Consider the following 24,141-nt stretch of genomic DNA (forward strand, 5'->3'; position numbering starts at 1 on the left):
CGCTTGTGCCACAAACGACGTGATTCCCTCCGTCCCCTCTTTCGGCGTTACCAGCTGATCTGGCCGTCGATCACCGGCTGCACCTGGCCGCCGATCCACACCGTGCTGTCGGCATCCACGCGGACATGGACGCGGCCGTCGCGGCCGACTTCGCGGCCCTGGCTGGCGACATAGGCGCCGCTGCCACCGGGCAGCACGCCGCGCTCGCGCAACCAGGCACCGATCAGCGCATTGGCGCTGCCGGTGACCGGGTCCTCGGGCACGTTCACCGCATCGCCGGGGCAGAACGCGCGCACGACGCGGGCATGGTCCGTTGCGGCTTCGTCGGCGAATACCGCGACGCCGGTTGCGCCAGTGGCATTGGTCCAGTCGCGCAGGGCGGCCATGTCCGGGGCCAGTCCGCGCACGGCGGCGGCGTCACGCAGCGGCAGCAGCCACCAGCGCGGGCCGTTGTCCCACAGTTCGGGCGCATGCCCGGCGGCGGCCAGCGCCAACAGCGGTCCGGGCACCTGGCCCGGGTCGGTCGGCAGGCGCTGTGCCGGTGGGCTGGCCAGTTCGATGGTTGGAGAAGCGGCGGCACCACTCACCCGCACCGGCAGCAGGCCGGCCGCGCATTGCTGGACCAGCGCGCCGCCGTCGCGCGGCGTTGCCAGGCCGCAGGTGACTGCAGCCCAGGCCGCGCCCACGCTGGGGTGGCCGGCAAATGGCAGTTCGCTGTTCGGGGTGAAGATGCGGATGTGGTAGTCGGCGCCCGGGGCGCTGGGCGGCAGGAAGAACACCGTCTCGGACAGGTTCAGCCACGCGGCAAGGGCCTGCATGCGGGCGCTGGAGAGCCCATCGGCGCCCAGCACCACGCCCAGCGGATTGCCGCTGCCGGGGTGGGGGGCGAAGACATCGAGCTGCAGGTAGCGGAAGGCGGCCATCGGCGGGTCCATTGGGCTTAGAATCGAAGGTTCCGCCCCCTCGGGCGGCTCCCCCACATTACACATAGCCTATCCATGTCAGCTTCCCCCCTTGTCGATCGTTGGATCGTACTGAAGTTCGGCGGCACCTCGGTGTCGCGTCGCCACCGCTGGGACACGATCGGGAAGCTGGCGAAAAAACGTGCGGAAGAAACCGGTTCGCGCGTGCTGGTGGTGGTCTCGGCGCTGTCCGGGGTCACCAACGAACTGACCGCGATCGCCGACGGTGCGCCGGACAGCCGCGACCGCGTGGCGGCACTGGTCGAGCGCCACGAGGGCTTCCTGGTCGAGCTGGGCCTGGGCCGTGAGGTGCTGGCCGAGCGCCTGGCCGCGCTGCAGGGCCTGCTGGATGATCCGCGTGGGGCCACCCGCCCGCTGGACTGGCAGGCCGACGTGCTGGGCCAGGGCGAGCTGCTGTCCTCCACGCTGGGCGCGGCCTATCTGCACGCCTCCGGCCTGGACATGGGCTGGATGGATGCCCGCCAGTGGCTGGACGCGATGCCGCCGCAGCCGAACCAGAGCGACTGGTCGCAGCGGCTGTCGGTGAACTGCCAGTGGCGCGCGGACGCAGACTGGATGCAGCGCTTCCGCGCGCAGCCGACCCGGTTGCTGATCACCCAGGGCTTCATCTCGCGGCATGCCGACGGCGGTACCGCCATCCTCGGCCGGGGTGGTTCGGATACCTCGGCGGCGTACTTCGGCGCGCTGCTCGGCGCCAGCCGCGTGGAGATCTGGACCGACGTGCCGGGCATGTTCAGCGCCAACCCCAAGGACGTGCCGGACGCGCGCCTGCTGACCCGCCTGGACTATTACGAAGCGCAGGAAATCGCCACCACCGGCGCCAAGGTGCTGCACCCGCGCTCGATCAAGCCGTGCCGTGACGCCGGCGTGCCGATGGCCATCCTCGATACCGAGCGCCCGCAGCTACCGGGTACCAGCATCGATGGCAGTGCGGCTCCGGTGCCGGGCGTGAAGGCGATCAGCCGCCGCAACGGCATCGTGCTGGTGTCGATGGAAGGCATCGGCATGTGGCAGCAGGTCGGCTTCCTGGCCGATGTGTTCAACCTGTTCAAGAAGCATGGCCTGTCGGTGGACCTGATCGGTTCGGCCGAGACCAACGTCACCGTGTCGCTGGACCCGTCCGAGAACCTGGTCAACACCGATGTGCTGGCCGCGCTGTCTGCCGACCTGTCGCAGATCTGCAAGGTGAAGGTGATCGTGCCGTGCGCGGCGATCACCCTGGTCGGCCGTGGCATGCGCTCGCTGCTGCACAAGCTGTCGGACGTGTGGGCTACCTTCGGCCGCGAGCGCGTGCACATGATCTCGCAGTCGTCCAACGACCTGAACCTGACCTTCGTCATCGACGAAGCCGATGCCGATGGCCTGCTGCCGATCCTGCATGCCGAGCTGATCGACAGCGGCGCGATGCCGGTGGAAGAGACCGAGGTGTTCGGCCCGCGCTGGCGCGAGATCGCCGGCACCGTGCGCCCGCGTGGCACGCCGTGGTGGCGCGGCCAGCGTGCGCACCTGCTGCAGCTGGCCGATGCCGGTACGCCGCGCTACGTCTACCACCTGCCGACGGTGCGCGCCCGCGCCCGCGCGCTGGCCGCGATCAAGCCGATCGACCAGCGCTACTACGCGATCAAGGCCAACAGCCACCCGGCCATCCTGCAGCTGCTGGAAGCCGAAGGCTTCGGCCTGGAGTGTGTATCGCAGGGTGAGCTGAAGCATGTGTTCCAGCACCTGCCGGAGCTGTCGCCCAAGCGCGTGCTGTTCACCCCCAGCTTCTGCCCGCGCAGCGAGTACGAAGCGGCGTTCGCGCTGGGCGTGACCGTCACCGTCGACAACGTGGAAGCACTGCAGCGCTGGCCGGACCTGTTCCGCAACCGAGAGCTGTGGCTGCGCGTCGATCTCGGCCGTGGCGAAGGCCACCATGCCAAGGTCCGCACCGGCGGCAAGGACTCCAAGTTCGGCCTGCCGATCGCCCGCGTCGACGAGTTCGTGCGTGCGGCCACCGAGCTGGGCAGCCGCGTGGTCGGCCTGCATGCGCACCTGGGCAGCGGCGTGGAGACCGCGCAGCACTGGCGCCTGATGTGCGATGAGCTGGCCGGTTTCGCCCGCCGCATCGGCAGCGTGCAGACCATCGACATCGGCGGCGGCCTGCCGATTCCCTACAGTGATGAAGACGAACCGTTCGACCTGGATGCCTGGGCCGAGGGCCTGGCCGAGGTCAAGGCGCTGCACCCGGCGTTCCGCCTGGCGATCGAGCCGGGCCGCTACCTGGTGGCCGAATCCGGCGTGCTGCTGACCCATGCTACCCAGGTGGTGGAGAAGGACGGCGTGCGCCGCGTCGGCCTGGACGCCGGCATGAACACCCTGATGCGCCCGGCGCTGTACGACGCCTGGCACGACATCGAGAATCTCAGCCGCCAGGGCGGTTATGCCGAAGCCGCGTTCGATGTGGTCGGCCCGATCTGCGAATCCAGCGATGTGTTCGGCAAGCGCCGCAAGCTGCCGGTATCGACCGCACCGGACGATGTGATGCTGATCGCCGATGCCGGTGCCTACGGCTATGTGATGTCCAACACCTACAACCAGCGGGCGATGCCGCGCGAAGACGTGATCGAATGATCGCCACCCGCGCATTGCACCCGCCCACCGACACGCTCCGCGCCATCGCGCGGGGCCGTGCCTGACCGGATACACCATGACTGCTTTTGACAAACACCAGGTTTCCCGCTTCCGCTTCGTCCGCTGCGAATTCGCTGCGGATACCGGCGTGGCCAGGCTGGTCTACGCCTTTGACGACGGCCCGGAGATGGTGGAAACCATCACCGTGCCCGGCGCGCCGTTCGTGCTGGACGAGGCGCGTGCCGCTGCCGTGCAGCGCGCGCTGCAGCTGCTGCACCTGATTGCCGGTGTCAGCTACTACAAGGCGGGCGTGCCGGAGACGGTCAGCATCGACAGCTACGCCATCGATGCCGACACCGCGGCGCTGGTGGAGACGGTCTACCTCAACGGCCTGGGCGAATTCGCCTACCGCAACGGCCTGAACCTGCGCGGTCGCTTCCGCCTGCCGGTACAGGGCGAAGCGGTGCAGGCGCCAGTGCTGGGCCTGCAGCCGCATGCGCTGGTGGCCATCGGCGGCGGCAAGGATTCGCTGGTCAGCATCGAAGCGCTGCGCCGTGCCGGCGTGGACGAGACGGTGACCTGGATCGGGGGTTCGCAGCTGATCCGCGCCTGTGCCGAGCGTACCGGCCTGCCGACGCTGAACCTGGGCCGCGCGCTGGCGCCGGAACTGTTCGAACTCAACCGCCAGGGCGCCTGGAACGGTCATATCCCGGTTACTGCGGTGAACTCGGCGATCATGGTGCTGGCCGCGCTGCTGCAGGGCGTGGACCAGGTGGTGTTTTCCAACGAACGCTCGGCCAGCTACGGCAGCCAGATTCCGGGCACCGGTGAAGTGAACCACCAGTGGTCCAAGGGCTGGGCATTCGAGCAGGCGTTCGGCAGCCATGTGCAGGCGCACGTTGCCGCGGACCTGCACTACTACTCGCTGCTGCGGCCGATGTCGGAGCTGGCGGTGGCCCGCCAGTTCGCCAAGACCGATTTCTACGACGCGCACTTCTCCAGCTGCAACCGCAACTTCCATATCCTCGGCGAGCGCCCGGTGAACCGCTGGTGCGGCGTCTGCCCGAAGTGCCACTTCGTGTTCCTGGCGCTGGCCCCCTTCATGCCCAAGACGCGCCTGGTGCGCATCTTCGGCCGCAACCTGCTGGATGATGCCGAGCAGGCCGGTGGCTTCGACGCGCTGCTGGAATTCCAGGACCACAAGCCGTTCGAGTGCGTGGGCGAAGGCCGCGAATCGCGTGCGGCGATGGCGACGCTGGCGCAGCGCCCGGAATGGAAGGAAGACGTGCTGGTGAAGCGCTTCTGCAACGAGATCCAGCCGCAGCTGGACGCCGCCGAACTGGCACTGGCGCCGCTGCTGCAGCTGCAGGGCGAGCATCGCGTTCCGGCTGCGCTGTGGGAACGGGTGCGTGAAGATTTCGAAGCTTGAGGGAAAGCGCGTTGCGCTGTGGGGCTGGGGTCGTGAGGGCCGTGCGGCGTTCGCCGTGCTGCGTGAGCGGCTGCCTTCGCTGCCGTTGAGCCTGTTCTGCCCGGCAGGCGAAGTCGACGCGGCGCGTGCGGAAACGCAGGGCGCGCTGGAGGTGCGTGGTGAGCCCTCGGCCGAAGCGCTGGCAGCGTTCGATGTGGTGATCAAGTCGCCCGGCATCAGCCCCTACCAGCCGATCGCGCTGGCAGCGGCGGAGCAGGGCACGTCTTTCATCGGCGGCACCGCGCTGTGGTTTGCCGAACACGCGGCCGACGACGGCATCGTGCACGACACCGTGTGCGTGACCGGCACCAAGGGCAAGAGCACCACCACCGCGCTGGTCGCGCACCTGCTGCGCGCGGCGGGGCATCGCACCGGCCTGGTCGGCAACATCGGCCTGCCGCTGCTGGAAGTGCTGGACCCGCAGCCGGCGCCCGAGTATTGGGCCGTCGAGCTGTCCAGCTACCAGACCGGCGAAGTGGCGCGCAGTGGTGCCCATCCGCAGGTGGCGGTGGTGCTGAATCTGTTCCCTGAACACCTGGACTGGCACGGCAGCGAGCAGCGTTACATCGAAGACAAGCTGCGGCTGGTCACCGAAGCCGCGCCGCGCATCGCCGTGCTCAATGCCGCCGATCCGCACCTGGCCTCGCTGTCGCTGCCCGACAGCGAGGTGGTCTGGTTCAACCAGCCGCAGGGCTGGCACATGCGCGGCGATGTCGTGCACCGGGGCGAGCAGCCTGTGTTCGATACCCGCAACACGCCACTGCCGGGCCGGCACAACCGCGGCAACCTGTGCGCGGTGTTGGCCGCGCTGGAAGCGCTGGGTCTCGACGCCGTGGCGCTGGCACCGGCGGTACAGGATTTCCGCCCGCTGCCGAACCGCCTGCAGCGCATCGGTGTGGCCGATGGCCTGGCCTACGTCAACGATTCGATCAGCACCACGCCGCATGCCAGCCTGGCGGCGCTGGAATGCTTCGCCGGCCAGCGCATCGCGCTGCTGGTGGGCGGGCACGACCGTGGCCTGGACTGGACCGATTTCATGCAGCACATGGCGCATGACGTGCCGCCGGTCGAAATCGTGACCATGGGCAGCAACGGCCCGCGCATCCACGCGATGCTGCAACCGCTGGCCGATGCCGGCCGCTTCGGCCTGCACGCCGCGGGCGATCTGCCCGAGGCGATGGCGCTGGCACGTGCGGCGCTGGGAGAGCAGGGCGGCGTGGTGCTGCTGTCGCCGGGCGCACCGAGCTTCGGCGCCTACCGCGATTACGTGGCGCGTGGCCGCCATTTCGCCGAACTGGCCGGCTTCGATCCGGACACCATCAGCGCGATTCCGGGCCTGGGCATCGGGTAGTGCCGGCCGCTGGCCGGCAACCGGGGGCGCCGCATCCACCCATGGCGTGGCTCTACTGCAGGGGCGAGTTACCATCGGCGCATTCCCGGACGGATTCGAGAAGCCTGCATGTGCACCTTCGTCACCCTGTTCCTGCCCACCTCGTTTGCGCACGTTGAAGCCGCCGCGATCATGGAGCGCAGCGGCCGGCGCTTGTTCGCCCAGGCATCGCCCAGCCTCCAGGCGGCGGTCGGGCCCAGCTGGCAGCCGTGGCTGAGTGCCGCGCACTGCGATTGCGGCACGGCCCTGGGGGCGGCGCGGGCCGAGCCGGCATGGAAGGGCGATGCGGAGCGCTGGCGGAAGAAAGGCTGGAGCGAGGCGAAGATCGCCCGCGCCCTGGCCGAGCAGTTGGCGCATTTCCAGCAGGAGCGGCAGGCACGCCGGAGCGAAGGCCTGGGCGATGCCGGCCAGTGGCTGCAACGCATCGACGCGCTGCTGCAGGCCGGTGCGGCGCGTATCGGCCTGCTGGTGCGTGACTACGATGGCGCGGTGGGTGCCCGGCAGCCGAAGCCACCGGAATGTCGCTGGGTACGTGCGCAGCTGACAGCCGCGGATCTGCTGGGGTTCGAGCCTGGCACGTTGCATTGGATCGAACGCGGGTGACGCCGCCATCCACGCATGGCATGGATCTACTGTAGAGCCGAGCCCATGCTCGGCTGCGGTCAGTCGTCCACGTCGATGAACGCGTAGTCGCCGTCGATCAGCTGCTGCAGGTACGCATCGAAGCTGGGCGCGATCACCGCGTAGCTGTCCGGGTCATGCAGGTAGCGCACCACCTGGCCCACGCAGCCACCCGGCGCGGGATCGAAATCCAGGTACAGCATCGAGGTGCCGCCGTTGTTCATGCAGTGCGAGAAGCACAGGCGGCGACTCATCGGCAGGTCGGCATCGATGCCATCGCCGAGGATTTCCGGCTCGTCATCCAGCCATTCCTCGTAGATCGAGCGGATGCTGTCGTCCCACTGCTGCTGGTCTTCGAAGATCTGTGCGACTGAGCGCAGGTAGTACGGATAGCCGCCGTCTTCCACGTCCGAGCCGAGCATCAGTACACAGACCTCGCCACCGGGGTACTCGCGGAAGTGGGTGCCATCCACGCGCGACAGCAGTACCACCAGGCTGTCCGGCACCTGTGGCCATTGCGCGCGCAGGCGCTGCAGGTCGTCGGCGCTGGCGCCCCGGACATGGGCCCACTGGGGGGCGTCATCGGCAGCCAGGCGTGGGATCAGTCCGGACAGAAAGCGATCAGCAAGGTTCATGCGGAAAAAAGGGACGGAGGGGATTAAGTCGTATCCAACCACACCTGCGTCACGTCGCCAATGCAGAATGCGACGTGGGAGGGGTGAATACGGCTTAATCCCCTCCGTCCCCTTTTTTGCGGAGCAGGCGCATGAATCGTTGGCGATGCGGTGTGGCGGTGATGCTGGGGCTGGCGGCGATGCCGGCGTGGGCGGCGATGAAGACGCAGCCGGTGGAATGGAAGCACCAGGGTACGACCTTCAGTGGTGTGCTGGTCTATGACGATGGCGAGCACGACAAGCGCCCGGGCCTGGTGATGGTGCCGAACTGGAAAGGCGTGAACGAATCGGCGGTCGAGAAGGCCAAGCAGCTGGCCGGCGATGACTATGTGGTGCTGGTGGCCGATGTCTACGGCAAGGGCGTGCGGCCGAAGACCGATGCCGAGGCCGGCCCGGTGGCGACCAAGCTGCGCAACGACCGGCCCCTGCTGCGCGCACGTGCGTTGGAGGCAGTGAACGTGCTCAAGGCACAGGCCGGCAAGGTGCCGCTGGATGCCAGCCGGATCGGTGCGGTGGGCTTCTGCTTCGGGGGCACCACGGTGCTGGAGCTGGCCCGTGCCGGTGCGCCGCTGGCCGGCGTGGTCAGCCTGCATGGTGGGCTGGGTTCGCCGCTGCCGGCGCAGGCCGGTGGCAGCCATCCTTCAGTGCTGGTGCTCAACGGTGCTGACGACAAGAGCGTGACCGCCGAGGACATCGCCGGTTTCCAGAAGGAAATGAACGCGGCCAGGGTCGATTGGGAGTTCACCAACTACAGCGGCGCGGTGCACTGCTTCGCCGAGCGCGATGCCAACAGCCCGCCGGGCTGCCAGTACAACGAACGGGCGGCAAAGCGGGCGTGGAAGGCGCTGGATGAGTTCTTCGAGGAACGTTTCGAGAAACGCTGATCCGTGCAGCGGTAGTGCCGGCCGCTGGCCGGCAACCTCATGATGCTGTGGATTTCATCGGAAATGCCGGCCAGCGGCCGGCACTACCGAATGCGGTCAATGCGAGCGCTGCACCGCGTAACGGGCCAGGCCGCGCAGGGCGGCAACCGCATCGTTGTCGGCCAGGCCATCGAGCGCGCGCTCGGCGGCTTCGGCGTATTCCTCGGCACGGCGACGACTGTATTCCAGGCCGCCGGTAGCGCGGATCGCGGCCAGCACTTCCGGCATCGCCGAGGCATCGCCGTCCTGCACGATGGCGCGCAGGCGCTCGCGGGTGGCGTCATCGGAGTGGGCCATGGCGTGGATCAGCGGCAGCGTCGCCTTGCCCTCGGCCAGGTCATCACCGAGGTTCTTGCCCAGTTCCTCGGCGTTGGCCGAGTAGTCCAGCACGTCATCGGCGATCTGGAACGCGTAGCCCAGGTGCATGCCGTAGTCGAACAGGGCCTGCTGGGTCGCTTCGTCCACACCGCTGGCCAGCGCACCCAGGCGGGTGCCGGCGGCGAACAGCACCGCGGTCTTGCGCTCGATCACGCGCAGGTAGGCGGTTTCGTCGGTATCCGGATTGTGCACGTGCAGCAGCTGCAGCACTTCACCCTCGGCAATGCGGTTGGTGGCATCGGCCAGGATCTGCATCACCGGCATGCGCTCCAGTTCAACCATCAGCTGGAAGCTGCGCGAATACAGGAAGTCACCGACCAGCACGCTCGGCGCGTTGCCCCACAGTGCGTTGGCGGTGCTGCGGCCGCGGCGCAGGTTGGATTCGTCCACCACGTCGTCATGCAGCAGGGTGGAGGTGTGGATGAACTCGATGATCGCCGCCAGCTGGTGGTGGTCCGGGCCGGCGTGGCCGACCGCGTGGCCGGCCAGCATCACCAGCATCGGGCGCAGGCGTTTGCCACCGGCGGAAATGATGTGGTCGGCGATCTGGTTGATCAGCACGACGTCCGAGGACAGGCGGCGCCGGATCAGGGCGTCGACGGCGGCCATGTCGGCCGCGGCAAGCGACTGGATCTGGGGCAGGCCCAGGAAGGGACGGGTGTCTTCGGTGATGGTCATGCGATCAGGCTTTCAGGCTCACCGCCGATTATAGGCGCTACCCGTGAATTCGGGCGCAAACCGCGACGGGCGGCACCTTCGCCCGGGTCCGGCCGGCTGCCTGCGTGAATACGTATGCAGGTTGCGCCATGCCATGGAGGCCACCGCTAAGCTTGCCGGAACAGGATTTCGGCCCGCTTCCGGCGGGTCACGCATGCCCGGAGGGGGGCTGTCGATGTCGCACTATCCATGGTGGCGCGGAGCCGTCATCTACCAGATCTACCCGCGCAGCTACCTCGATGCCAACGGCGATGGGGTCGGCGACCTGCCAGGCATCATCGAGCGCCTGGACCACATCGCCACGCTGGGCGTGGACGCGATCTGGATCTCGCCGTTCTTCAAGTCGCCGATGGCCGATTTCGGCTATGACATCGCCGACTACCGCGACGTCGATCCGCTGTTCGGCAGCCTGGACGACTTTGATCGCCTGCTGGCCAAGGCCCATGGCCTGGGCCTGAAGGTGATGATCGACCAGGTGCTGAGCCACACCTCGATCGAGCACGCCTGGTTCCGCGAGAGCCGCCAGGACCGCAGCAATCCCAAGGCGGACTGGTACGTATGGGCCGACCCGCGCGAGGACGGCACGCCGCCCAACAACTGGCTGTCGCTGTTCGGCGGCGGTGCCTGGCAGTGGGAGCCGCGCCGCGAGCAGTACTACCTGCACAACTTCCTGGTCGACCAGCCGGACCTGAACTTCCATCACCCGGACGTGCAGCAGGCGACCCTGGACAACGTGCGCTTCTGGCTGGATCGCGGCGTGGATGGCTTCCGCCTGGACGCCATCAACTTCTGCTTCCACGACGCGCAGCTGCGCGACAACCCGCCCAAGCCGGCTGACAAGCGGGTGGGGCGCGGCTTCAGCCCGGACAACCCCTACGCCTACCAGTATCACTACTACAACAATACCCAGCCGGAGAACCTGCCGTTCCTGGAGCGCCTGCGCGCGCTGCTGGACGCGTACCCGGGGGCGGTCAGTCTCGGCGAGATCTCCTCGGAGGACTCGCTGGCCACCACCGCCGAGTACACCCGCGACGGCCGCCTGCACATGGGTTACAGCTTCGAGCTGCTGGTGGACGACTACAGCGCGGCCTACATCCGCGACACGGTCTCGCGCCTGGAAGCGGCGATGACCGAAGGCTGGCCGTGCTGGGCGGTTTCGAATCACGACGTGGAACGGGCGGTCAGCCGCTGGGGCGGCCATCCGGCCGACCCGCGCCTGGCGCGGATGCTGGTGGCGATGCTGTGCTCGCTGCGTGGCTCGGTCTGCCTGTACCAGGGCGAGGAGCTGGGCCTGGCCGAGGCCGAGGTGCCGTACGAGGCCCTGCAGGACCCCTACGGCATCACCTTCTGGCCGAACTTCAAGGGCCGTGACGGCTGCCGTACCCCGCTACCATGGACCGATGCGCCGCTGGCCGGTTTCACTTCTGGTAAGCCCTGGCTGCCGATCCCGGCCGAGCACCGGGCCGCGGCGGTGGCGGTGCAGGAGCGCGATCCGCACTCGGTGTTGGCGGCGTTCCGGGCCTTCCTGGCCTGGCGGCGTGGCCAGCCGGCGCTCCTGCACGGCAGCCTCCGATTCATCGAAAGTGCCGAGCCAGTGCTGCTGTTCGAGCGTATGCTTGCAGATGAAACCCTCCTGCTGGCCTTCAACCTGTCGGCCGAGGCGGTGAGCCATCCGCTGCCGCCGGGCCACTGGCAGCAGGTGGCGGTGCCGGGCCCGGATGCGGGCACGGTGCAGGGCAATGAACTCCAGCTGCCGCCGCGTGCGGTGTATTGCGCCCGACGCAGCTGACCGTTTTCTCCGGTGGCGGTACTTGCGGGGACGGGGCCGAAGCGCCCCGTCCCTTTTTTGTGGGCCGCCGGTGGCGACGACTTTCCAACTTCTGGCATGGCGCCGGGCAGGGCAGGCGGAAACACTGATGGCCCTCCCAGCACGGCGGAACTCCGATGCGTATCTTCACTTCCCTGGTGCGCCTGTTGGCGCTGGCTGTGGCGCTGTCTGTCGCCCACCCTGTCTGCGCCACGCCCATCGTGACCGTGGGCCCTGCGCTGGAGGATGCCTTTGAGGGCTCTGATGTGGTGCCCGGCCTGAAGCAGTTGCTCGGACCGGAATACGGCGCGTTCCGGCGCAACTTCGATGAGTCGGCGGTACCGGTGCCGCTGAAAGAGGGAGGGTTGCTGCTTGATGGGTGGCGGTTGGGGTTCCCCGGGCATCATGCTGCGGCGGTCGTGGTCTACCCCGATGGCACCCTGCACGCGGCGTACTACAACGCTGAAGACCGCGCGGTGCGTTACTTCTCGACCTCCGGTGAGCTTCAACAGCGCGTGCTGCTGATCTGGGCGAAGCGATTTGAGCTGTCTCCTGGTCATTCGCGTTCCACCGAGCGTTCGCTGGAAGAGCGCGCCCCTGCATCGATCCTGGCATTGCCAGGCGTGGAAGAGCAGGCCGCCATGCGGTCGGTGGCAGCCGCGATCTGGTCTGCCGAACTGGCATCAGGTTGGAACATGAACACCGAGGTGGGGCACGTTCTCGGTGAGGCAACCAAACACATCATGGACTGCTCTGCTGCTTTCAGCCTCGTGCCGAAGCCGGTGGGATGGGTACCTGGCTGGTCCTATGTCGCCCAGATGTCAGTCCAGATCGTTGCTTATGTCACGGGTGTCTCCGGGCATCGGGTCTATCGCTCCTGCGTCATCACCGCCGCCAGTCGCCAGCGTTCGTTCATCGAATTGGCATCGGGTGAGTTCTGAGCAGGGACCGGTTCTGCCATGTGGGAACTGCTGGGCCAGATCATTTCCGTTGCGCTGAACCCTGCTGGCCACGCGCTTGGCCGATCCAGTGGGTGGATCCTGCTGGCGCTGATACTGGTCATCGCGATCAGCTGCGCCGCGCTGGTCACCTGCGAAGCAGGATGAGCCGGTTCCGCATCCATCCACGGCAGCGCCGATGCAAAAGAAAACCCGCTGCCTGCGCAGCGGGTTTCCGGTCCTGCTCCCCTTGTGTTGACGGCCAGCGGCCGGCACTACCGAATCAGGGTTGCCGGCCAGCGGCCGGCACTACCTTGGCCAGGTCAGAACTTGTAGTTCACGCCCAGCATGTAGGTGCGGCCCCACTCGATGTACTCCAGCGGGCGGTCCTTGCTGCCGGCGTAGGTGCGGTACGGTTCGTTGGTCAGGTTGCTGCCCTGCAGCAGCAGGGTCAGGCCACGCAGGGCGCTGCTGTCGCTGAAGGTATAGCTCACCTGCGCATCGGTCACGTTCTCGCCCACCACGTAGCGCAGGGTGCGGTTGCCGTTGAAGTTGCCGATTTCACCGATGAAGTCCGAACGGCGGCGCTGGCTCACGCGTGCTTCAAAGCCACTACGCTCGTAGTAGGCGGTGAAGTTGTACACGCGCTTGGACAGGCCCGGCAGGCTGATCGGATCGGTACCCACGCTGGACGCGCTCTCCGGATCCAGAATGGTGATGTCGCTCTTGTTGAAGGTCGCGCTGGCCTGCACGCCGAAGCCGCGCAGGCTGTCGGTCAGCATGTCCAGCGGGAACGACGCGGTCAGTTCCAGGCCCTTCAACGTGCCGCCCTTGCCATTCTGCGGGGTCGAGAACGTGCCGACGGTCTGTACCGGCGCGGTCATGCCCGGCGGCGGTACGTAGTTGCCAAGCAGCCCGCTGAAGTCATAGTTGTCCACCGACTGGGTGTAGACGTAGCTCTTCAGGTCCTTGTAGAAAATCGCGGCGGCCACGTAGGCTTTCTCGCCGAAGTACTTCTCGTAGGACAGGTCCAGTGCGGTGGCACGCCAGGGGTCCAGCAGCGGGTTGCCGCCACTGCCGCCGGGGCGGCCATTGTTGGTATCCACGCCGAACTCCAGGCCGGCGCGCATCTGGTCCACGCGCGGGCGTGCCACCTGCTTGGCAGCGGCGAAGCGCAGCGTCTGCTGGTGCGGGAACATGAACACCAGGTTCAAGCTCGGCAGCCAATCCTTGTAGGTCTTGCCGGCAGAGAAGGGCTGGATGTTGCTGCCCGCCGGCTGCGAGCTGTCCCAGTAGCGTGAATCCGAGCTCTGGTCGGTGTGCTGCATCTGCACGCCAACGTTGCCGCGCACCCCGACCACGCCGATATCGGTATTGATGTTCAGGCGCGCCCACGCAGTGGTGATCTTCTCCTCGACCGTCCACGACTTGGGAATCAGGTAGTCCAGGTTGTCGACCGGGTTGAAGGTCATGTAGCGCCCCACCGCAGCCGGCACATTCCACGATGGGATGTAGCCGATGCCGGCGAAGCCGAGATTGACCGGGCGATACTGCAGGTCCGGGGCGATGGTGGATTCGCCTTGTGCACCGAGCAGGATGTTGCCTTCGGCCTGGGCCTTCTGCTTGCGACGGTCGGCGTAGTTCACGCCCACGTCCACATCGGAGAACCAGCTGGACATGGCTTCGGGAACCGGCAGCGTCGCCGCCAGCTTGGCGCCCTTCAGGCGGTCCTCTACCTCCGGCACCTTGCCGTAGCCGGAACCATAGATGGTGTTGGTCAGGAACAGGCTCTCCGGGTTGGAGTAGTCCCGGCCCGGCCTGATCTGCGAGAAACCATCGCTGTTCACGACGACACCGATCGTGTCGAACTGCGGGCGCGGCACCAGCTGCAGGTTGTTCTCCAGGTTGATCTCGCGGCGGGTGGCCTTGGAGTAGTTCAGGTCGGCAACCAGCTTCACGCCACCCACGTTGAACTCGTTGTTCCAGCCGAACGCATCGATCTTGTCCTTGCGCTTGTTGTACATGCCGCGCACCAGCGGATACGCATTGTTGATCGTGCCGCCGGTGAAGCTGCCATCGGCGTTGCGGCCGACATTGCTGAACACCGGCAGGATCGCATTGGGGTTGTTGCTGTCCTCGCCGTTGCCGCTGAGGCTCAGCTCGAACTGGTTGGCGGTATCGATCTGCTCGGCTTCGGTGTGGAACGCGTCGAAGGTGCTGGTCCAGCTGTTGTTCGGCCGGAACTGGATGGTGGCCATCACGCCATCGCGCTTGTTGTTGCCGGTGCGGCGCAGCGCCTTGATGCCATCGGTGAAGTAGGTGCCCGGCGCGATTCCGCGACGCTCGCCCTTGTCGGTGTGCTCGGTGGTCCACGGCTCGTACAGACCGACCTGGTTTTCCTGGATCGGCATGTCGCTGTGCGCGTAGCCGATGGCGATGCCCAGGGTCTTGTCCAGGAACTGGTCGATGTAGCTGGCGCTGAAGCGGTTGCCGTACGGATCGACGTTGGCGGCGCGGCCCAGCGAGCTCTTCTGGTAGCGGCCACTGACCGCGATCACGCGTTCGCCGAAGCTGAGCGGGCGTGCGGTCTGCATGTCGATGGTGCCCGACAGGCCCTGGCCGACCAGTGCGGCATCCGGGGTCTTGTACACGGTCACGCCGTTGACCAGTTCGGACGGGTACTGGTCGAACTCGACGCCGCGGTTGTCGCCGGTGCTGACCACTTCACGGCCGTTGAGCAGGGTTGTGGCGAAGTCCGGCGACAGGCCGCGCACGCTGATCACCTGCGCACGACCGGCCACGCGCTGCGCGGCCAGGCCGGGCAGGCGCGAAATGGATTCGGCGATGCTGACATCGGGCAGCTTGCCGATGTCTTCGGCGGAGATCGCTTCGACCACCGAGGTGGCGTCCTGCTTGACCGCGATCGCGCTCTCGATGCCGCGGCGGATGCCGGTGACCTGCACCGTATCCAGGTTGGTGGCGGCGGTGGCGGCCGGCGTGGTGGTGCTCTGCGTGGACTGTGCCGACGCCAGCGTCGGCGCCAGCACAACGGCCAGCGCGAGACTCAGCGCACTGCGCTTGTGGTTCAACATTTTCCCCTCCCAGGCAATGTTGCAGATCGATTCGTGAACGTCCCGGAGTGACCGTGGACGTGCGACGCGGTGGCCGCTGTCGTCGCCGCTATGGTAGGCAGCGCGTTCTTCGCGGGAATCACCCTGCATACGTATTCAATGGCGTTTGCAGGGGTGTAATCGCTTTCAGGTCGCACGTGCGGTAGTGCCGGCCGCTGGCCGGCAATCACGTGCATCGGGTTGCCGGCCAGCGGCCGACGCCATCGGGGCATTCAAAGCGGAGTGAAGCGGATGGCCTGCCCACCCCCCGGTGCCAGCACCAGCGTCAGTGCGTCGGCGCTGGTCACCTCACGGGTTTCGCGCGCGAACGCGAATGGATTGCTACGGAAATCAGCACCCACGCCATCGCGGTAGATCTCGGCGCGGTAGCGCACGCCCGGCTCAAGGAATCCCAGCGACACCGGCAGCACGCGGCCGTGTTCATCCGTGATGCTGCCGAGGAACCAGTCGCGGCTGTTGCGGTCGCGGCGCACGATCGTCACGTAGTCGCCCACTTCGCCATCGAGCACGCGGCTCTGCTCCCAGTCCACCGCCACGTCTTCGATGAAGCGGAACGCCTCGCGGTGCTGCAGGTAGTGCTCGGGCAGGTCGGCGGCCATCTGGATCGGGCTGTACAGCACCACGTACAGCGCCAGCTGCCGCGCCAGCGTGCTGGGAATGGCCTGGCCGTGGCGGCCCTTCAGGCTGAGGATGCCGGGGGTGTAGTCCATCGGCCCGGCCAGCATGCGGGTGAACACCAGGTTGACCTCATGCTCGGGCGGGTTCGGTGGCTGGCCCCAGGCGTTGTACTCCATGCCGCGCGCGCCTTCGCGCGAGATCCAGTTCGGGTAGGTGCGGCGCAGGCCGGTGTCCTTGATCGGCTCATGCGGGTTCACCGACAGGTGCCGGCGCGCGGCCTCCTGTACCACCTTCAAGTGGTGGCGGGCCATGAACTGCCCGTCGTGCCACTCGCGCCACAGCGGGCCGCCGCTCGGATCGCGGCGGTCAACCTGGCCGTCGTCGCAGACGTAACCGGTCTTGAACTGGTCCACGCCCAGCCGCGCATACAGGTCCAGCGCGGCGCTCAGCTGGTCTTCGTAGTGCTCGATGGCGCAGCCGGTTTCGTGGTGGCCGATCAGGTGCACGCCCTTCTTCAGGCCGTAGGCCGAGAGCGCCTCGATATCGAAGTCCGGCGTGGCACGGGTGAAGTCGAAGTCGTAACCGTTGCCAACCCAGTTGCCATCCCAGCCGGGATTCCAGCCTTCCACCAGCACGCCGCGGAAGCCATGCGCAGCAGCGAAGTCGATCACCTTCTTCGTTTTCGCGGTGGTGGCCGCGTGCTTCGGGCCGCTCGCCCAGCTCTCGTTGTCCAGGTGCATCGACCACCACACGCCCAGGTACTTGGCCGGCTTTACCCAGCTCACATCGCCCAGCGCATTGGGTTCATTGAGGTTGAGGATCAGGTCCGATTCGACCAGCCCGCCGGCACGGTCGGCGATCTGCAGCGTGCGCCACGGCGTGGCAAAGGGCAGGGCGCGGCGCACCTTCCAACCCTCGGCCGAGGGCGAAAGCTGCGCGCGCAGGCGCTGGCCCTCGGTGCGGCGCAGCCACATGCCGGCGTAGTCCACCAGCGCCGCCTCATGGATCGCAACGTGCAGGCCATCGCGGCTGCGCAGGGTCATCGGCGTATGCACCAGCGGCACCTCACGCAGCGGCGTGCGCTGGTACAGGTATTCGTAGTGGATCGGCTCGCCGGCAGGAATCCACCAGGCGGTCGATTCCGGCGCAATGGCGAACTCGGTCAGCTCGTCTTCGATGATCGCCTCGCGCAGGTTCGGCTGCTCGGGGAACACGTAGCGGAAGCCCAGTCCATCGTCGTAGACGCGGAACACCACATCCAGCCGGCGCTTGCTGCCGGTGGTCTCGGCCAGCTGCACGGTCAGCTCGTTGAAGTGGTTGCGGGTGAGCCGACGTTCGCCCCAGGGTTGTTCCCAGCTGTCATCGACGCTGCGTTGCTGCTGGCCGAGTAGGGTGAAATCACGGTCCAGGCGGCCGTCGCGCAGGGCGAAGCCAAGCTTGGAATCCTCCACCACGGTCTCGCCGAAACGCTCGACGCGGTAGCGGGCGGTGCCGCCGTCCAGCACCAGGCTGGCCTTGAGCACCTTGCCCGGCGATTCGACACTGACGACCTGCGGCGCGGCCTGCGCCAACGCGGCCATTGCCAGCAACGCCAGGCCGAACACGAGCGCGAGCATGGGCCGTACAGCAGTGGGTGACATCGGCATTTCCCCTCCCAAGGCGCCGTTGGCAGACCCGGACCATAAGCCAGTGCGACAGGTACGCTACCGCACGACGCCATGAATACGTATGCAGCCGGACGCAGCCGACAGCCCCGCGTCTACCATGGGGCCAAGGCACCTTGAGGGAGGCGCCGTGCCCGCCCGTCGGCAACGATGGTGCGGACCTACAACGCGTGCAGAGAGGGAGGGAGGCCGACGGGCGCAAGCCGGTCCGCCGCTTCGATGCTGAAGATCATTTGCCTGACCGCTGCCCTGGGGGCAGCGCTGGGTTCGACCGCGCAGGCGGCCGACCTGCAATTCCACGGCCGCCAGGCGCGCGCCGAAGCCGCTGCCGGCGGCAGCTTCGTGCTGCATGCGCCGAAGGGCGCAGTGCAGATCGCAGCCGCACCGATGCGCAGCCAGACCGGCAGCGTGATGTTCGATGCGCTGTTCGCGCTGGCCCAGCAGGAGATGGACCAGGATCGCGTGGATGCGATCCGCGATCCTGCATTCGACGAGGGCCGACCGGTACCGTGCGAATGCTTCCAGACCGGTGCGCGCTGGCCCTATGTGTGGACCCGCGATGTCAGCTTCGCCGCCGACCTGGCACTGGCACGGCTGGACCCGAAGCGCACCCGGCAATCGCTGCAATTCAAGCTGTCGGCCGCGCGCGATGGGCATACGCCCGGCCTGTTCGTCGCGCAGGACACCGGGTCCGGCGGCAGCTGGCCGATCAGCAGCGACCGCGTGGTGTGGTTCCTGGCTGCACGTCATCTGCTGGACGATCCCGCGTTTGCCGACCAGGTCTGGCAGGCGCTGCAGAGCACGCTGGCGCAGGACCGTGCGATGGTGTTCGACGCGCAGATGGGCCTGTACCGCGGCGAGACCTCGTTCCTCGATTGGCGCGAGCAGACCTATCCGGACTGGACGCGCGAGGACGTACGCTTCATTGGTGATTCGTACGCACTGTCCACCAACGTGCTGCACTACCAGGCGCTGCGCCTGGCCGAACGCCTGGCCGGCCAGCGGGGCGATGCCCGCGCGGCGGATTACAGGGCATGGGCCGATGCGCTGGCAGGGCAGATCGATGCGCGCTTCTGGCGCGAGGATATCGGCCAGTACATGAGCTACATCGGCGAAGCCGCGCACCCGGTGCCGTACGCCAAGGTCGATCTGCTCGGCCTGTCGCTCGGCATCCTCGCCGACGTGTTGCCGGCCGAACGCGCGCGCCGCGCGCTGGCGACGTACCCGATGGGGCCGGCCGGCAGCCCGGTGGTCTGGCCGCAGGAAGCGCAGCAGCCGATCTATCACAACCGCGCGATCTGGCCATTCGTCAGCGCCTACTCGCTGCGTGCCGCGCGCCAGCTGGACGATGCGCCGCGCATTGCCGCCGAGATCCGTTCGCTGATGCAGGGCGCGGCGCTGGCCGGTTCCAACATGGAGAACTACGAACTGGTCAGCCAGGCCGTGCATGTCGATGAAGGCAAGCTCAGTGGGCCGGTGGTCAACTCCGAGCGCCAGCTGTGGTCGGTGGCCGGGTATCTGTCGATGGTGATCGAGGGCGTGTTCGGCGTGCAGGACGATGGCCGCATGCAACCCAAGCTGCCGGCGGTACTGGTGCCGGAGTTGTTCGGCACGCAGCGTCGCATCAGCCTGGAAGCCGACGGCAAGCGCTACGTGCTGGAGCGCCCGGCGTCGCTGGGGGCTGGCCTGCTGGTAGCCGGCAGCACGCAGACCCACGGCAACACGACCACGGTGCAGCTGGTGGCCGCACCGGCCGCGGCGGGAGGCCGCGGCATGACCGCCGATGCCAATGCCCGTGCGCCGGCCACGCCGCCTGCACCGCAGGCCACGCGCGCCGGCGCCGGCTGGATCGTGCCGGTGGCGGCCGGTCAGCGGCTGTGGAAGGACGGTAAGCAGGTCGCCGCCAGCAATGGCCAGGTGCACGTCAGCGACGATGGCCTGCAGCATTGCCTCAGCCTGACCCGGCGCGAGGGTGCGCTGGAATCGCTGCACGGCCCGACGGTCTGTGTCGGGCCGCAGCAGTTGTTGCAGGGCGAGCAGCGCTTGCAGTTCACTTCGGCCAACGCCGGGCGGGTGCGCCTGCGCCTGCAGTACAGCAACCCGAACGGGCCGATCAACACCGGCGTCACCGCGGCGGTGAAGCAGCTGGTGCTGCACTGCCCGGGCCAGCCTATGCAGAAGCAGACGGTCACGCTGCCACACAGCGTGGCCGTACAGGATTCGACCTCGGCTACGTTCACGGTGCCCAAGGGGCAGTGCATGGTCACGCTTGAAGAGGGCTTCAACATGAGCGCGCTGCAGCACTTCGCGCACTACACCGGGGGCAAGGGCGGCCGCGAGGGCGTGCTCAACCAGGCCCAGGTGCAGGCGCTGAAGGTCGCCCAGGTGGCAACGGAAGAGGAAGCACGATGAACCGTCCTGCCAAGCCGCAGCTGTCGTTCTGGCAGATCTGGAACATGTGTTTCGGCTTCCTCGGCATCCAGTTCGGGTTCGCCCTGCAGAATGCCAATGCCAGCCGCATCTTCGAGACCCTGGGCGCGGACATGGACGCGGTGCCGGGGCTGTGGATCGCCGCACCGCTGACCGGCCTGCTGGTGCAGCCGGTGATCGGCTACCTGTCCGACCGCACCTGGACGCGCTGGGGCCGCCGCCGTCCGTTCTTCATGATCGGTGCGGTGCTGACCACGCTGGCCCTGCTGGTGATGCCGAACTCGCCCACGCTGTGGATCGCCGCCGGCACGTTGTGGGTGCTGGATGCTTCGATCAACGTATCGATGGAACCGTTCCGCGCCTTTGTCGGTGACCAGCTGGCACCGCGGCAGCGGCCGGCGGGTTACGCGACGCAGAGTTTCTTCATCGGCGTCGGCGCCATCGTGGCCAGCTTCCTGCCATTCATCCTGGCCCACTTCGGCGTGGCCAATACGGCCGTCGCTGGTGAAGTGCCGGATACGGTGCGCTATGCGTTCTACTTCGGCGCAGTGGTGCTGCTGGCGGCGATCACCTGGACGGTGCTCAGCACCCGCGAGTATTCCCCGGCGGAACTGGCCGGCTTCGAGGATGCCGAGCCACCGGCGCACCATGCCGGCACCGCAGTCATCGGGCCCGCATCGTGGGGCCAGGTGGCCCTGTGGCTGGGAATCGGCGTGCTGCTGGCGCTGCTGATTGCCTGGCGCCAGGGCGACAAGATGCTGTACGTGCTGGCCGGCCTGTGCGCCGGCTACGGCCTGCTGCTGGCACTGGCGCGCGCGTTGCCGGGCACGCACATGCTGGCGGCCATCGTCGGCGACCTGCGCGCGATGCCGGTGACCATGCGTCGGCTGGCGTGGGTGCAGTTCTTCTCGTGGTTCGCGTTGTTTGCGATGTGGATCTACACCACCGCCGCGGTGGCCGGTACCCACTTCGGTTCGACCGATCCGCAGTCGGTGGCCTACAACGAAGGCGCCAACTGGGTGGGCGTGCTGTTTGGTGCCTACAACGGTTTCGCCGCGCTGGCTGCGGTACTGATCCCGCCGATGGTGCGGATGATCGGCCTGCGCTGGAGCCACCTGGTCAATCTGTGGCTGGGCGGTGCCGGGCTGGTCTCGCTGATGTTCATCCGCGATCCACACTGGCTGCTGCTGTCGATGGTCGGCGTCGGCTTCGCCTGGGCATCGATCCTGTCGCTGCCCTATGCGTTGCTGTCCGACAGTGTGCCCGCGTCGAAGATGGGCGTGTACATGGGCATCTTCAATTTCTTCATCGTGATCCCGCAGCTGGTCGCGGCCAGTGCGCTCGGCTTTGCCCTGCGTACCTGGCTGGGTGGCCAGCCAATGCATGTGCTGGTGCTGGGTGGCTGCAGCCTGTTCGTCGCCGGCCTGTGCGTGCTGCGGGTCCCGTCCCGTCCGGAGGTGGTGTGATGCGTGGTGCGCTGTCTGTTGCTGTTTCCCTGGTGCTGCTGGCCGGCCATGCGGCGGCTGCGCCGCGCCCGGATTACGTGGGTACCACCGAGCCGTTCGCCAGCGATGCGGTGTACTTCGTGGTCACCGACCGTTTCGTCAACGGCGACCCGTCCAACGATCATCGCGACCAGGGCGGCACGCATCGTACCTTCGATATCCCGGTGCCGTGCCCGGACAAGGTGGACGGCAACATCGGCTATCTCGGCGGTGATTTCCGCGGCGTGCTCGACAATGCGCAGTACATCCGCAATCTTGGCTTCGGCGCAGTGTGGATCACGCCGATCGTCGACAACCCCGATGAAGCCTTCACCGGCAGCAAGCCGATCAGCTGCACCAGCACGCTGACCGACCGTGGCAAGACCGGCTACCACGGCTACTGGGGCATCAACTTCTACAAACTTGATGAGCACCTCCCCAGCAAGGACCTGGACTTCGCAGGGTTGACCAGGGGACTGCACGGCGCAGGCTTGAAAGTGGTGCTGGACATCGTCGGCAACCATGGCTCGCCGGCCTGGACCATGCCGACGCGGCAGCCGCAGTTCGGCCAGATCTTCGACAAGGACGGAAAGCTGATCGCCGACCACCAGAACCTGCCGCCGCAGAAGCTGGACCCGAAGCACAATCCGCTGCATGCGTTCTACAACAGCATCGGCCCGGTCGACAGCAAGGACGGTTCGATCTTCGATGGCAATCTCGCCGAGCTGTCCGACTTCAACCAGGACAACCCGGCAGTGATGGACTACCTGGTGGGCGCCTACCTGCAGTGGACCGCGCAGGGCGTGGACGCGCTGCGCATCGACACCATCGGCTGGCTGCCGCATCCGTGGTGGCATGCCTTCGTCAAGCGCATCCGCGCCGAGCATCCTGGCATGTTCATGTTCGGCGAAGCGTTCGATTACGATGCCGCGCGCATTGCCGAGCACACCTGGCCGGCCAACGCCAACGTCAGCGTGCTGGACTTCCCGCTCCGCGGTGCCCTGGAACAGACCTTTGGCACCGCAGGAAAGGGCTTTGAGACGCTGGCCGAGCCGCTGCACCTGAGCGGCGGGCCGTACGCCAATCCGTACGAGCTGATGAGTTTCTACGACAACCACGACATGCCGCGCCTGCAGGCCAGCGACAACGGCTTCATCGACGCGCACAACTGGCTGTTCACCGCACGCGGCATCCCGGTGGTCTATTACGGTTCGGAAACCGGCTTCATGCGTGGCCGCGCCGAGCACGCCGGCAACCGTGCCTACTTTGGCCAGCCGCGCGTGGATGCCGCGCCGCAGAGCCCGATCTTCGCGCCGCTGCAGCGCATCGCCCGACTGCGTGAGGCCACCCCGGCCCTGCAGCGCGGCCTGCAGGTCAACGAGCGCCTGCAAGACGACGAGGCGGTGTTCTTCCGCGTGCTGCAGCACGGCGACGTGGCGCAGACCGCGCTGGTGCTGCTGAACAAGGGCGACCGAGCCAAGGCCTTCAGCGTGACGCGCTTCGTTCAGGCCGGTCGCTGGCGCGATGCGCTGGACGGCGGCGAGCTGAAGGTGAAGGAGGCGCTGACCGCGGAAGTGCCGGCGCACGGGGTGAAGGTCTATGTGCTGGAGGCTGCCGTACAGCAGCCGGCGCTGCAGGCCGAGCTGGACAAGGCGATGGCCGACCAGCGGGCACGGGACCAGCGGCTGGGGCGGTAGTGCCGGCCGGCTGGCCGACCCCCGGATTCCTGGCGCCTGCCTACCGCTCTGGTGGGCGCCAACCTTGGTTGGCACGCTTCTCGAGCAGTCGAGCAAGCTCGACTCTACAATAGCCCCCTCCCGCAGCCTGCCGTACCGCCATGACCGACCTCGCCCCGCAGACCCCGATCGAAACCCTGCTGAAGGCGGCGATGGACGGGGCGGTGCCGATCCGCGCTTTCATGGAGGCCTTCGTCGCCTCCGAGGTGGTGCTGTTGACCGGCAGCCTGGTCACCCCCGACGGCAGCGGCTTCGACCCGCTGCTGTTCGACAAGCAGGGCACCCTGCACGTAGCCGTTTTCACCGATCCGTCGCGGGTCGGCATCTACAGCCAGCAGGCACCGCACCAGATCCGCTGGCTGATGCTGGACGTGCTGCGCCGCGTGCCGGGTGGCTACGGCGTGGTGATCAACCCGGGCACCCCGCTGGGCTTCGAAATTTCGCCCAGCGGCGTCGGCGAGATCCTGAAGGATTTCGCGCAGGGCTGAATCGCCGCTGCGCATTCTGTAGAGTCGAGCCATGCTCGACTGCATTTCGCGAAATACCGGATGAGTCGAGCATGGCTCGAC

The 24,141-nt window shown here is 67.4% G+C and carries 17 protein-coding genes; 12 read left to right on the forward strand and 5 right to left on the reverse strand.

Features of this window, described 5'->3' with window-relative positions; all coding sequences use genetic code 11:
* Window positions 1-47: 47 nt before the first annotated feature.
* On the reverse strand, window positions 48-923 hold the full coding sequence (locus tag N7590_RS02245; RefSeq protein WP_164242691.1) for a PhzF family phenazine biosynthesis protein: 876 nt from the start codon (window positions 921-923) through the stop codon (window positions 48-50).
* 75 nt (window positions 924-998) lie between these two features.
* Here N7590_RS02245 and N7590_RS02250 point away from each other — a divergent pair, with 75 nt between their 5' ends.
* From N7590_RS02250 to N7590_RS02265, 4 genes are all read left to right on the forward strand, one after another.
* Window positions 999-3,593, forward strand: coding sequence for a bifunctional aspartate kinase/diaminopimelate decarboxylase (locus N7590_RS02250; RefSeq protein WP_164242690.1), 2,595 nt, complete (start codon window positions 999-1,001; stop codon window positions 3,591-3,593).
* 76 nt (window positions 3,594-3,669) lie between these two features.
* Complete coding sequence (gene murL / locus N7590_RS02255; RefSeq protein ID WP_164242689.1) at window positions 3,670-5,022, forward strand: UDP-N-acetyl-alpha-D-muramoyl-L-alanyl-L-glutamate epimerase; 1,353 nt, start codon at window positions 3,670-3,672, stop codon at window positions 5,020-5,022.
* Window positions 5,003-6,412 carry a UDP-N-acetylmuramoyl-L-alanine--D-glutamate ligase gene (gene murD / locus N7590_RS02260; RefSeq protein WP_164242688.1) on the forward strand — a complete coding sequence of 470 codons (1,410 nt, stop codon included), beginning with the start codon at window positions 5,003-5,005 and terminating at the stop codon, window positions 6,410-6,412. Before murL ends, murD begins: the two co-directional genes overlap by 20 nt.
* 108 nt (window positions 6,413-6,520) lie before the next feature.
* Complete coding sequence (locus N7590_RS02265) at window positions 6,521-7,054, forward strand: hypothetical protein (RefSeq protein ID WP_053508372.1); 534 nt, start codon at window positions 6,521-6,523, stop codon at window positions 7,052-7,054.
* A 59-nt stretch (window positions 7,055-7,113) separates the two neighbouring features.
* Here the strand turns inward: N7590_RS02265 and N7590_RS02270 are convergent, their stop codons facing one another.
* On the reverse strand, window positions 7,114-7,707 hold the full coding sequence (locus N7590_RS02270; protein ID WP_164242687.1) for an SMI1/KNR4 family protein: 594 nt from the start codon (window positions 7,705-7,707) through the stop codon (window positions 7,114-7,116).
* Between the two features lie 131 nt (window positions 7,708-7,838).
* On the opposite strand from N7590_RS02270, the gene N7590_RS02275 reads away from it, so the two are divergent.
* Window positions 7,839-8,630 carry a dienelactone hydrolase family protein gene (locus N7590_RS02275; protein ID WP_053508368.1) on the forward strand — a complete coding sequence of 264 codons (792 nt, stop codon included), beginning with the start codon at window positions 7,839-7,841 and terminating at the stop codon, window positions 8,628-8,630.
* A 96-nt stretch (window positions 8,631-8,726) separates the two neighbouring features.
* On the opposite strand, the gene N7590_RS02280 is transcribed toward N7590_RS02275, so the two are convergent.
* Window positions 8,727-9,725, reverse strand: a complete 999-nt coding sequence (locus N7590_RS02280) for a polyprenyl synthetase family protein (RefSeq protein ID WP_053508366.1) — start codon at window positions 9,723-9,725, stop codon at window positions 8,727-8,729.
* A gap of 214 nt (window positions 9,726-9,939) precedes the next feature.
* On the opposite strand from N7590_RS02280, the gene N7590_RS02285 reads away from it, so the two are divergent.
* The 3 genes from N7590_RS02285 to N7590_RS02295 all read left to right on the forward strand — a co-directional run bounded on the left by N7590_RS02285 (window position 9,940) and on the right by N7590_RS02295 (window position 12,677).
* Window positions 9,940-11,553, forward strand: coding sequence for an alpha-glucosidase (locus N7590_RS02285; RefSeq protein WP_164241586.1), 1,614 nt, complete (start codon window positions 9,940-9,942; stop codon window positions 11,551-11,553).
* Between the two features lie 155 nt (window positions 11,554-11,708).
* A complete protein-coding gene (locus N7590_RS02290; protein WP_239544292.1) occupies window positions 11,709-12,512 on the forward strand; it encodes a hypothetical protein in 804 nt (267 codons plus the stop codon).
* Between the two features lie 18 nt (window positions 12,513-12,530).
* Complete coding sequence (locus N7590_RS02295) at window positions 12,531-12,677, forward strand: hypothetical protein (protein ID WP_006423566.1); 147 nt, start codon at window positions 12,531-12,533, stop codon at window positions 12,675-12,677.
* A gap of 155 nt (window positions 12,678-12,832) precedes the next feature.
* Here the strand turns inward: N7590_RS02295 and N7590_RS02300 are convergent, their stop codons facing one another.
* A complete protein-coding gene (locus N7590_RS02300; protein WP_164241585.1) occupies window positions 12,833-15,601 on the reverse strand; it encodes a TonB-dependent receptor in 2,769 nt (922 codons plus the stop codon).
* A 251-nt stretch (window positions 15,602-15,852) separates the two neighbouring features.
* Window positions 15,853-17,904, reverse strand: coding sequence for a glycoside hydrolase family 97 protein (locus tag N7590_RS02305; RefSeq protein ID WP_164241584.1), 2,052 nt, complete (start codon window positions 17,902-17,904; stop codon window positions 15,853-15,855).
* 237 nt (window positions 17,905-18,141) lie between these two features.
* Here N7590_RS02305 and N7590_RS02310 point away from each other — a divergent pair, with 237 nt between their 5' ends.
* From N7590_RS02310 to N7590_RS02325, 4 genes are all read left to right on the forward strand, one after another.
* Window positions 18,142-20,334 carry a Six-hairpin glycosidase-like protein gene (locus N7590_RS02310; RefSeq protein ID WP_164241583.1) on the forward strand — a complete coding sequence of 731 codons (2,193 nt, stop codon included), beginning with the start codon at window positions 18,142-18,144 and terminating at the stop codon, window positions 20,332-20,334.
* Window positions 20,331-21,818: an MFS transporter gene (locus tag N7590_RS02315; RefSeq protein WP_164241582.1), complete on the forward strand. Its 1,488-nt coding sequence runs from the start codon at window positions 20,331-20,333 to the stop codon at window positions 21,816-21,818. Before N7590_RS02310 ends, N7590_RS02315 begins: the two co-directional genes overlap by 4 nt.
* A complete protein-coding gene (locus tag N7590_RS02320) occupies window positions 21,818-23,533 on the forward strand; it encodes an alpha-amylase family glycosyl hydrolase (RefSeq protein ID WP_164241581.1) in 1,716 nt (571 codons plus the stop codon). The genes N7590_RS02315 and N7590_RS02320 overlap by 1 nt, the downstream gene beginning before the upstream one ends.
* 140 nt (window positions 23,534-23,673) lie before the next feature.
* Window positions 23,674-24,060, forward strand: a complete 387-nt coding sequence (locus tag N7590_RS02325; RefSeq protein WP_049458914.1) for an SseB family protein — start codon at window positions 23,674-23,676, stop codon at window positions 24,058-24,060.
* The last annotated feature ends 81 nt before the right edge of the window (window positions 24,061-24,141 follow it).

It is taken from the genome of Stenotrophomonas sp. GD04024 (assembly GCF_029837545.1).
GTDB lineage: Bacteria > Pseudomonadota > Gammaproteobacteria > Xanthomonadales > Xanthomonadaceae > Stenotrophomonas > Stenotrophomonas forensis.

Bases quoted from the DNA above. Each gene is read 5' to 3' on its own strand.
- N7590_RS02265 (WP_053508372.1), top strand. From the start codon at position 6,521: ATGTGCACCTTCGTCACCCTGTTCCTGCCCACCTCGTTTGCGCACGTT.
- N7590_RS02325 (WP_049458914.1), top strand. From the start codon at position 23,674: ATGACCGACCTCGCCCCGCAGACCCCGATCGAAACCCTGCTGAAGGCG.
- murL (WP_164242689.1), top strand. From the start codon at position 3,670: ATGACTGCTTTTGACAAACACCAGGTTTCCCGCTTCCGCTTCGTCCGC.
- N7590_RS02305 (WP_164241584.1), bottom strand. From the start codon at position 17,904: ATGCCGATGTCACCCACTGCTGTACGGCCCATGCTCGCGCTCGTGTTC.
- N7590_RS02245 (WP_164242691.1), bottom strand. From the start codon at position 923: ATGGCCGCCTTCCGCTACCTGCAGCTCGATGTCTTCGCCCCCCACCCC.
- N7590_RS02320 (WP_164241581.1), top strand. From the start codon at position 21,818: ATGCGTGGTGCGCTGTCTGTTGCTGTTTCCCTGGTGCTGCTGGCCGGC.
- N7590_RS02280 (WP_053508366.1), bottom strand. From the start codon at position 9,725: ATGACCATCACCGAAGACACCCGTCCCTTCCTGGGCCTGCCCCAGATC.
- N7590_RS02290 (WP_239544292.1), top strand. From the start codon at position 11,709: ATGCGTATCTTCACTTCCCTGGTGCGCCTGTTGGCGCTGGCTGTGGCG.
- N7590_RS02315 (WP_164241582.1), top strand. From the start codon at position 20,331: ATGAACCGTCCTGCCAAGCCGCAGCTGTCGTTCTGGCAGATCTGGAAC.
- N7590_RS02275 (WP_053508368.1), top strand. From the start codon at position 7,839: ATGAATCGTTGGCGATGCGGTGTGGCGGTGATGCTGGGGCTGGCGGCG.
- N7590_RS02300 (WP_164241585.1), bottom strand. From the start codon at position 15,601: ATGTTGAACCACAAGCGCAGTGCGCTGAGTCTCGCGCTGGCCGTTGTG.
- N7590_RS02295 (WP_006423566.1), top strand. From the start codon at position 12,531: ATGTGGGAACTGCTGGGCCAGATCATTTCCGTTGCGCTGAACCCTGCT.
- N7590_RS02250 (WP_164242690.1), top strand. From the start codon at position 999: ATGTCAGCTTCCCCCCTTGTCGATCGTTGGATCGTACTGAAGTTCGGC.
- N7590_RS02285 (WP_164241586.1), top strand. From the start codon at position 9,940: ATGTCGCACTATCCATGGTGGCGCGGAGCCGTCATCTACCAGATCTAC.
- N7590_RS02310 (WP_164241583.1), top strand. From the start codon at position 18,142: ATGCTGAAGATCATTTGCCTGACCGCTGCCCTGGGGGCAGCGCTGGGT.
- N7590_RS02270 (WP_164242687.1), bottom strand. From the start codon at position 7,707: ATGAACCTTGCTGATCGCTTTCTGTCCGGACTGATCCCACGCCTGGCT.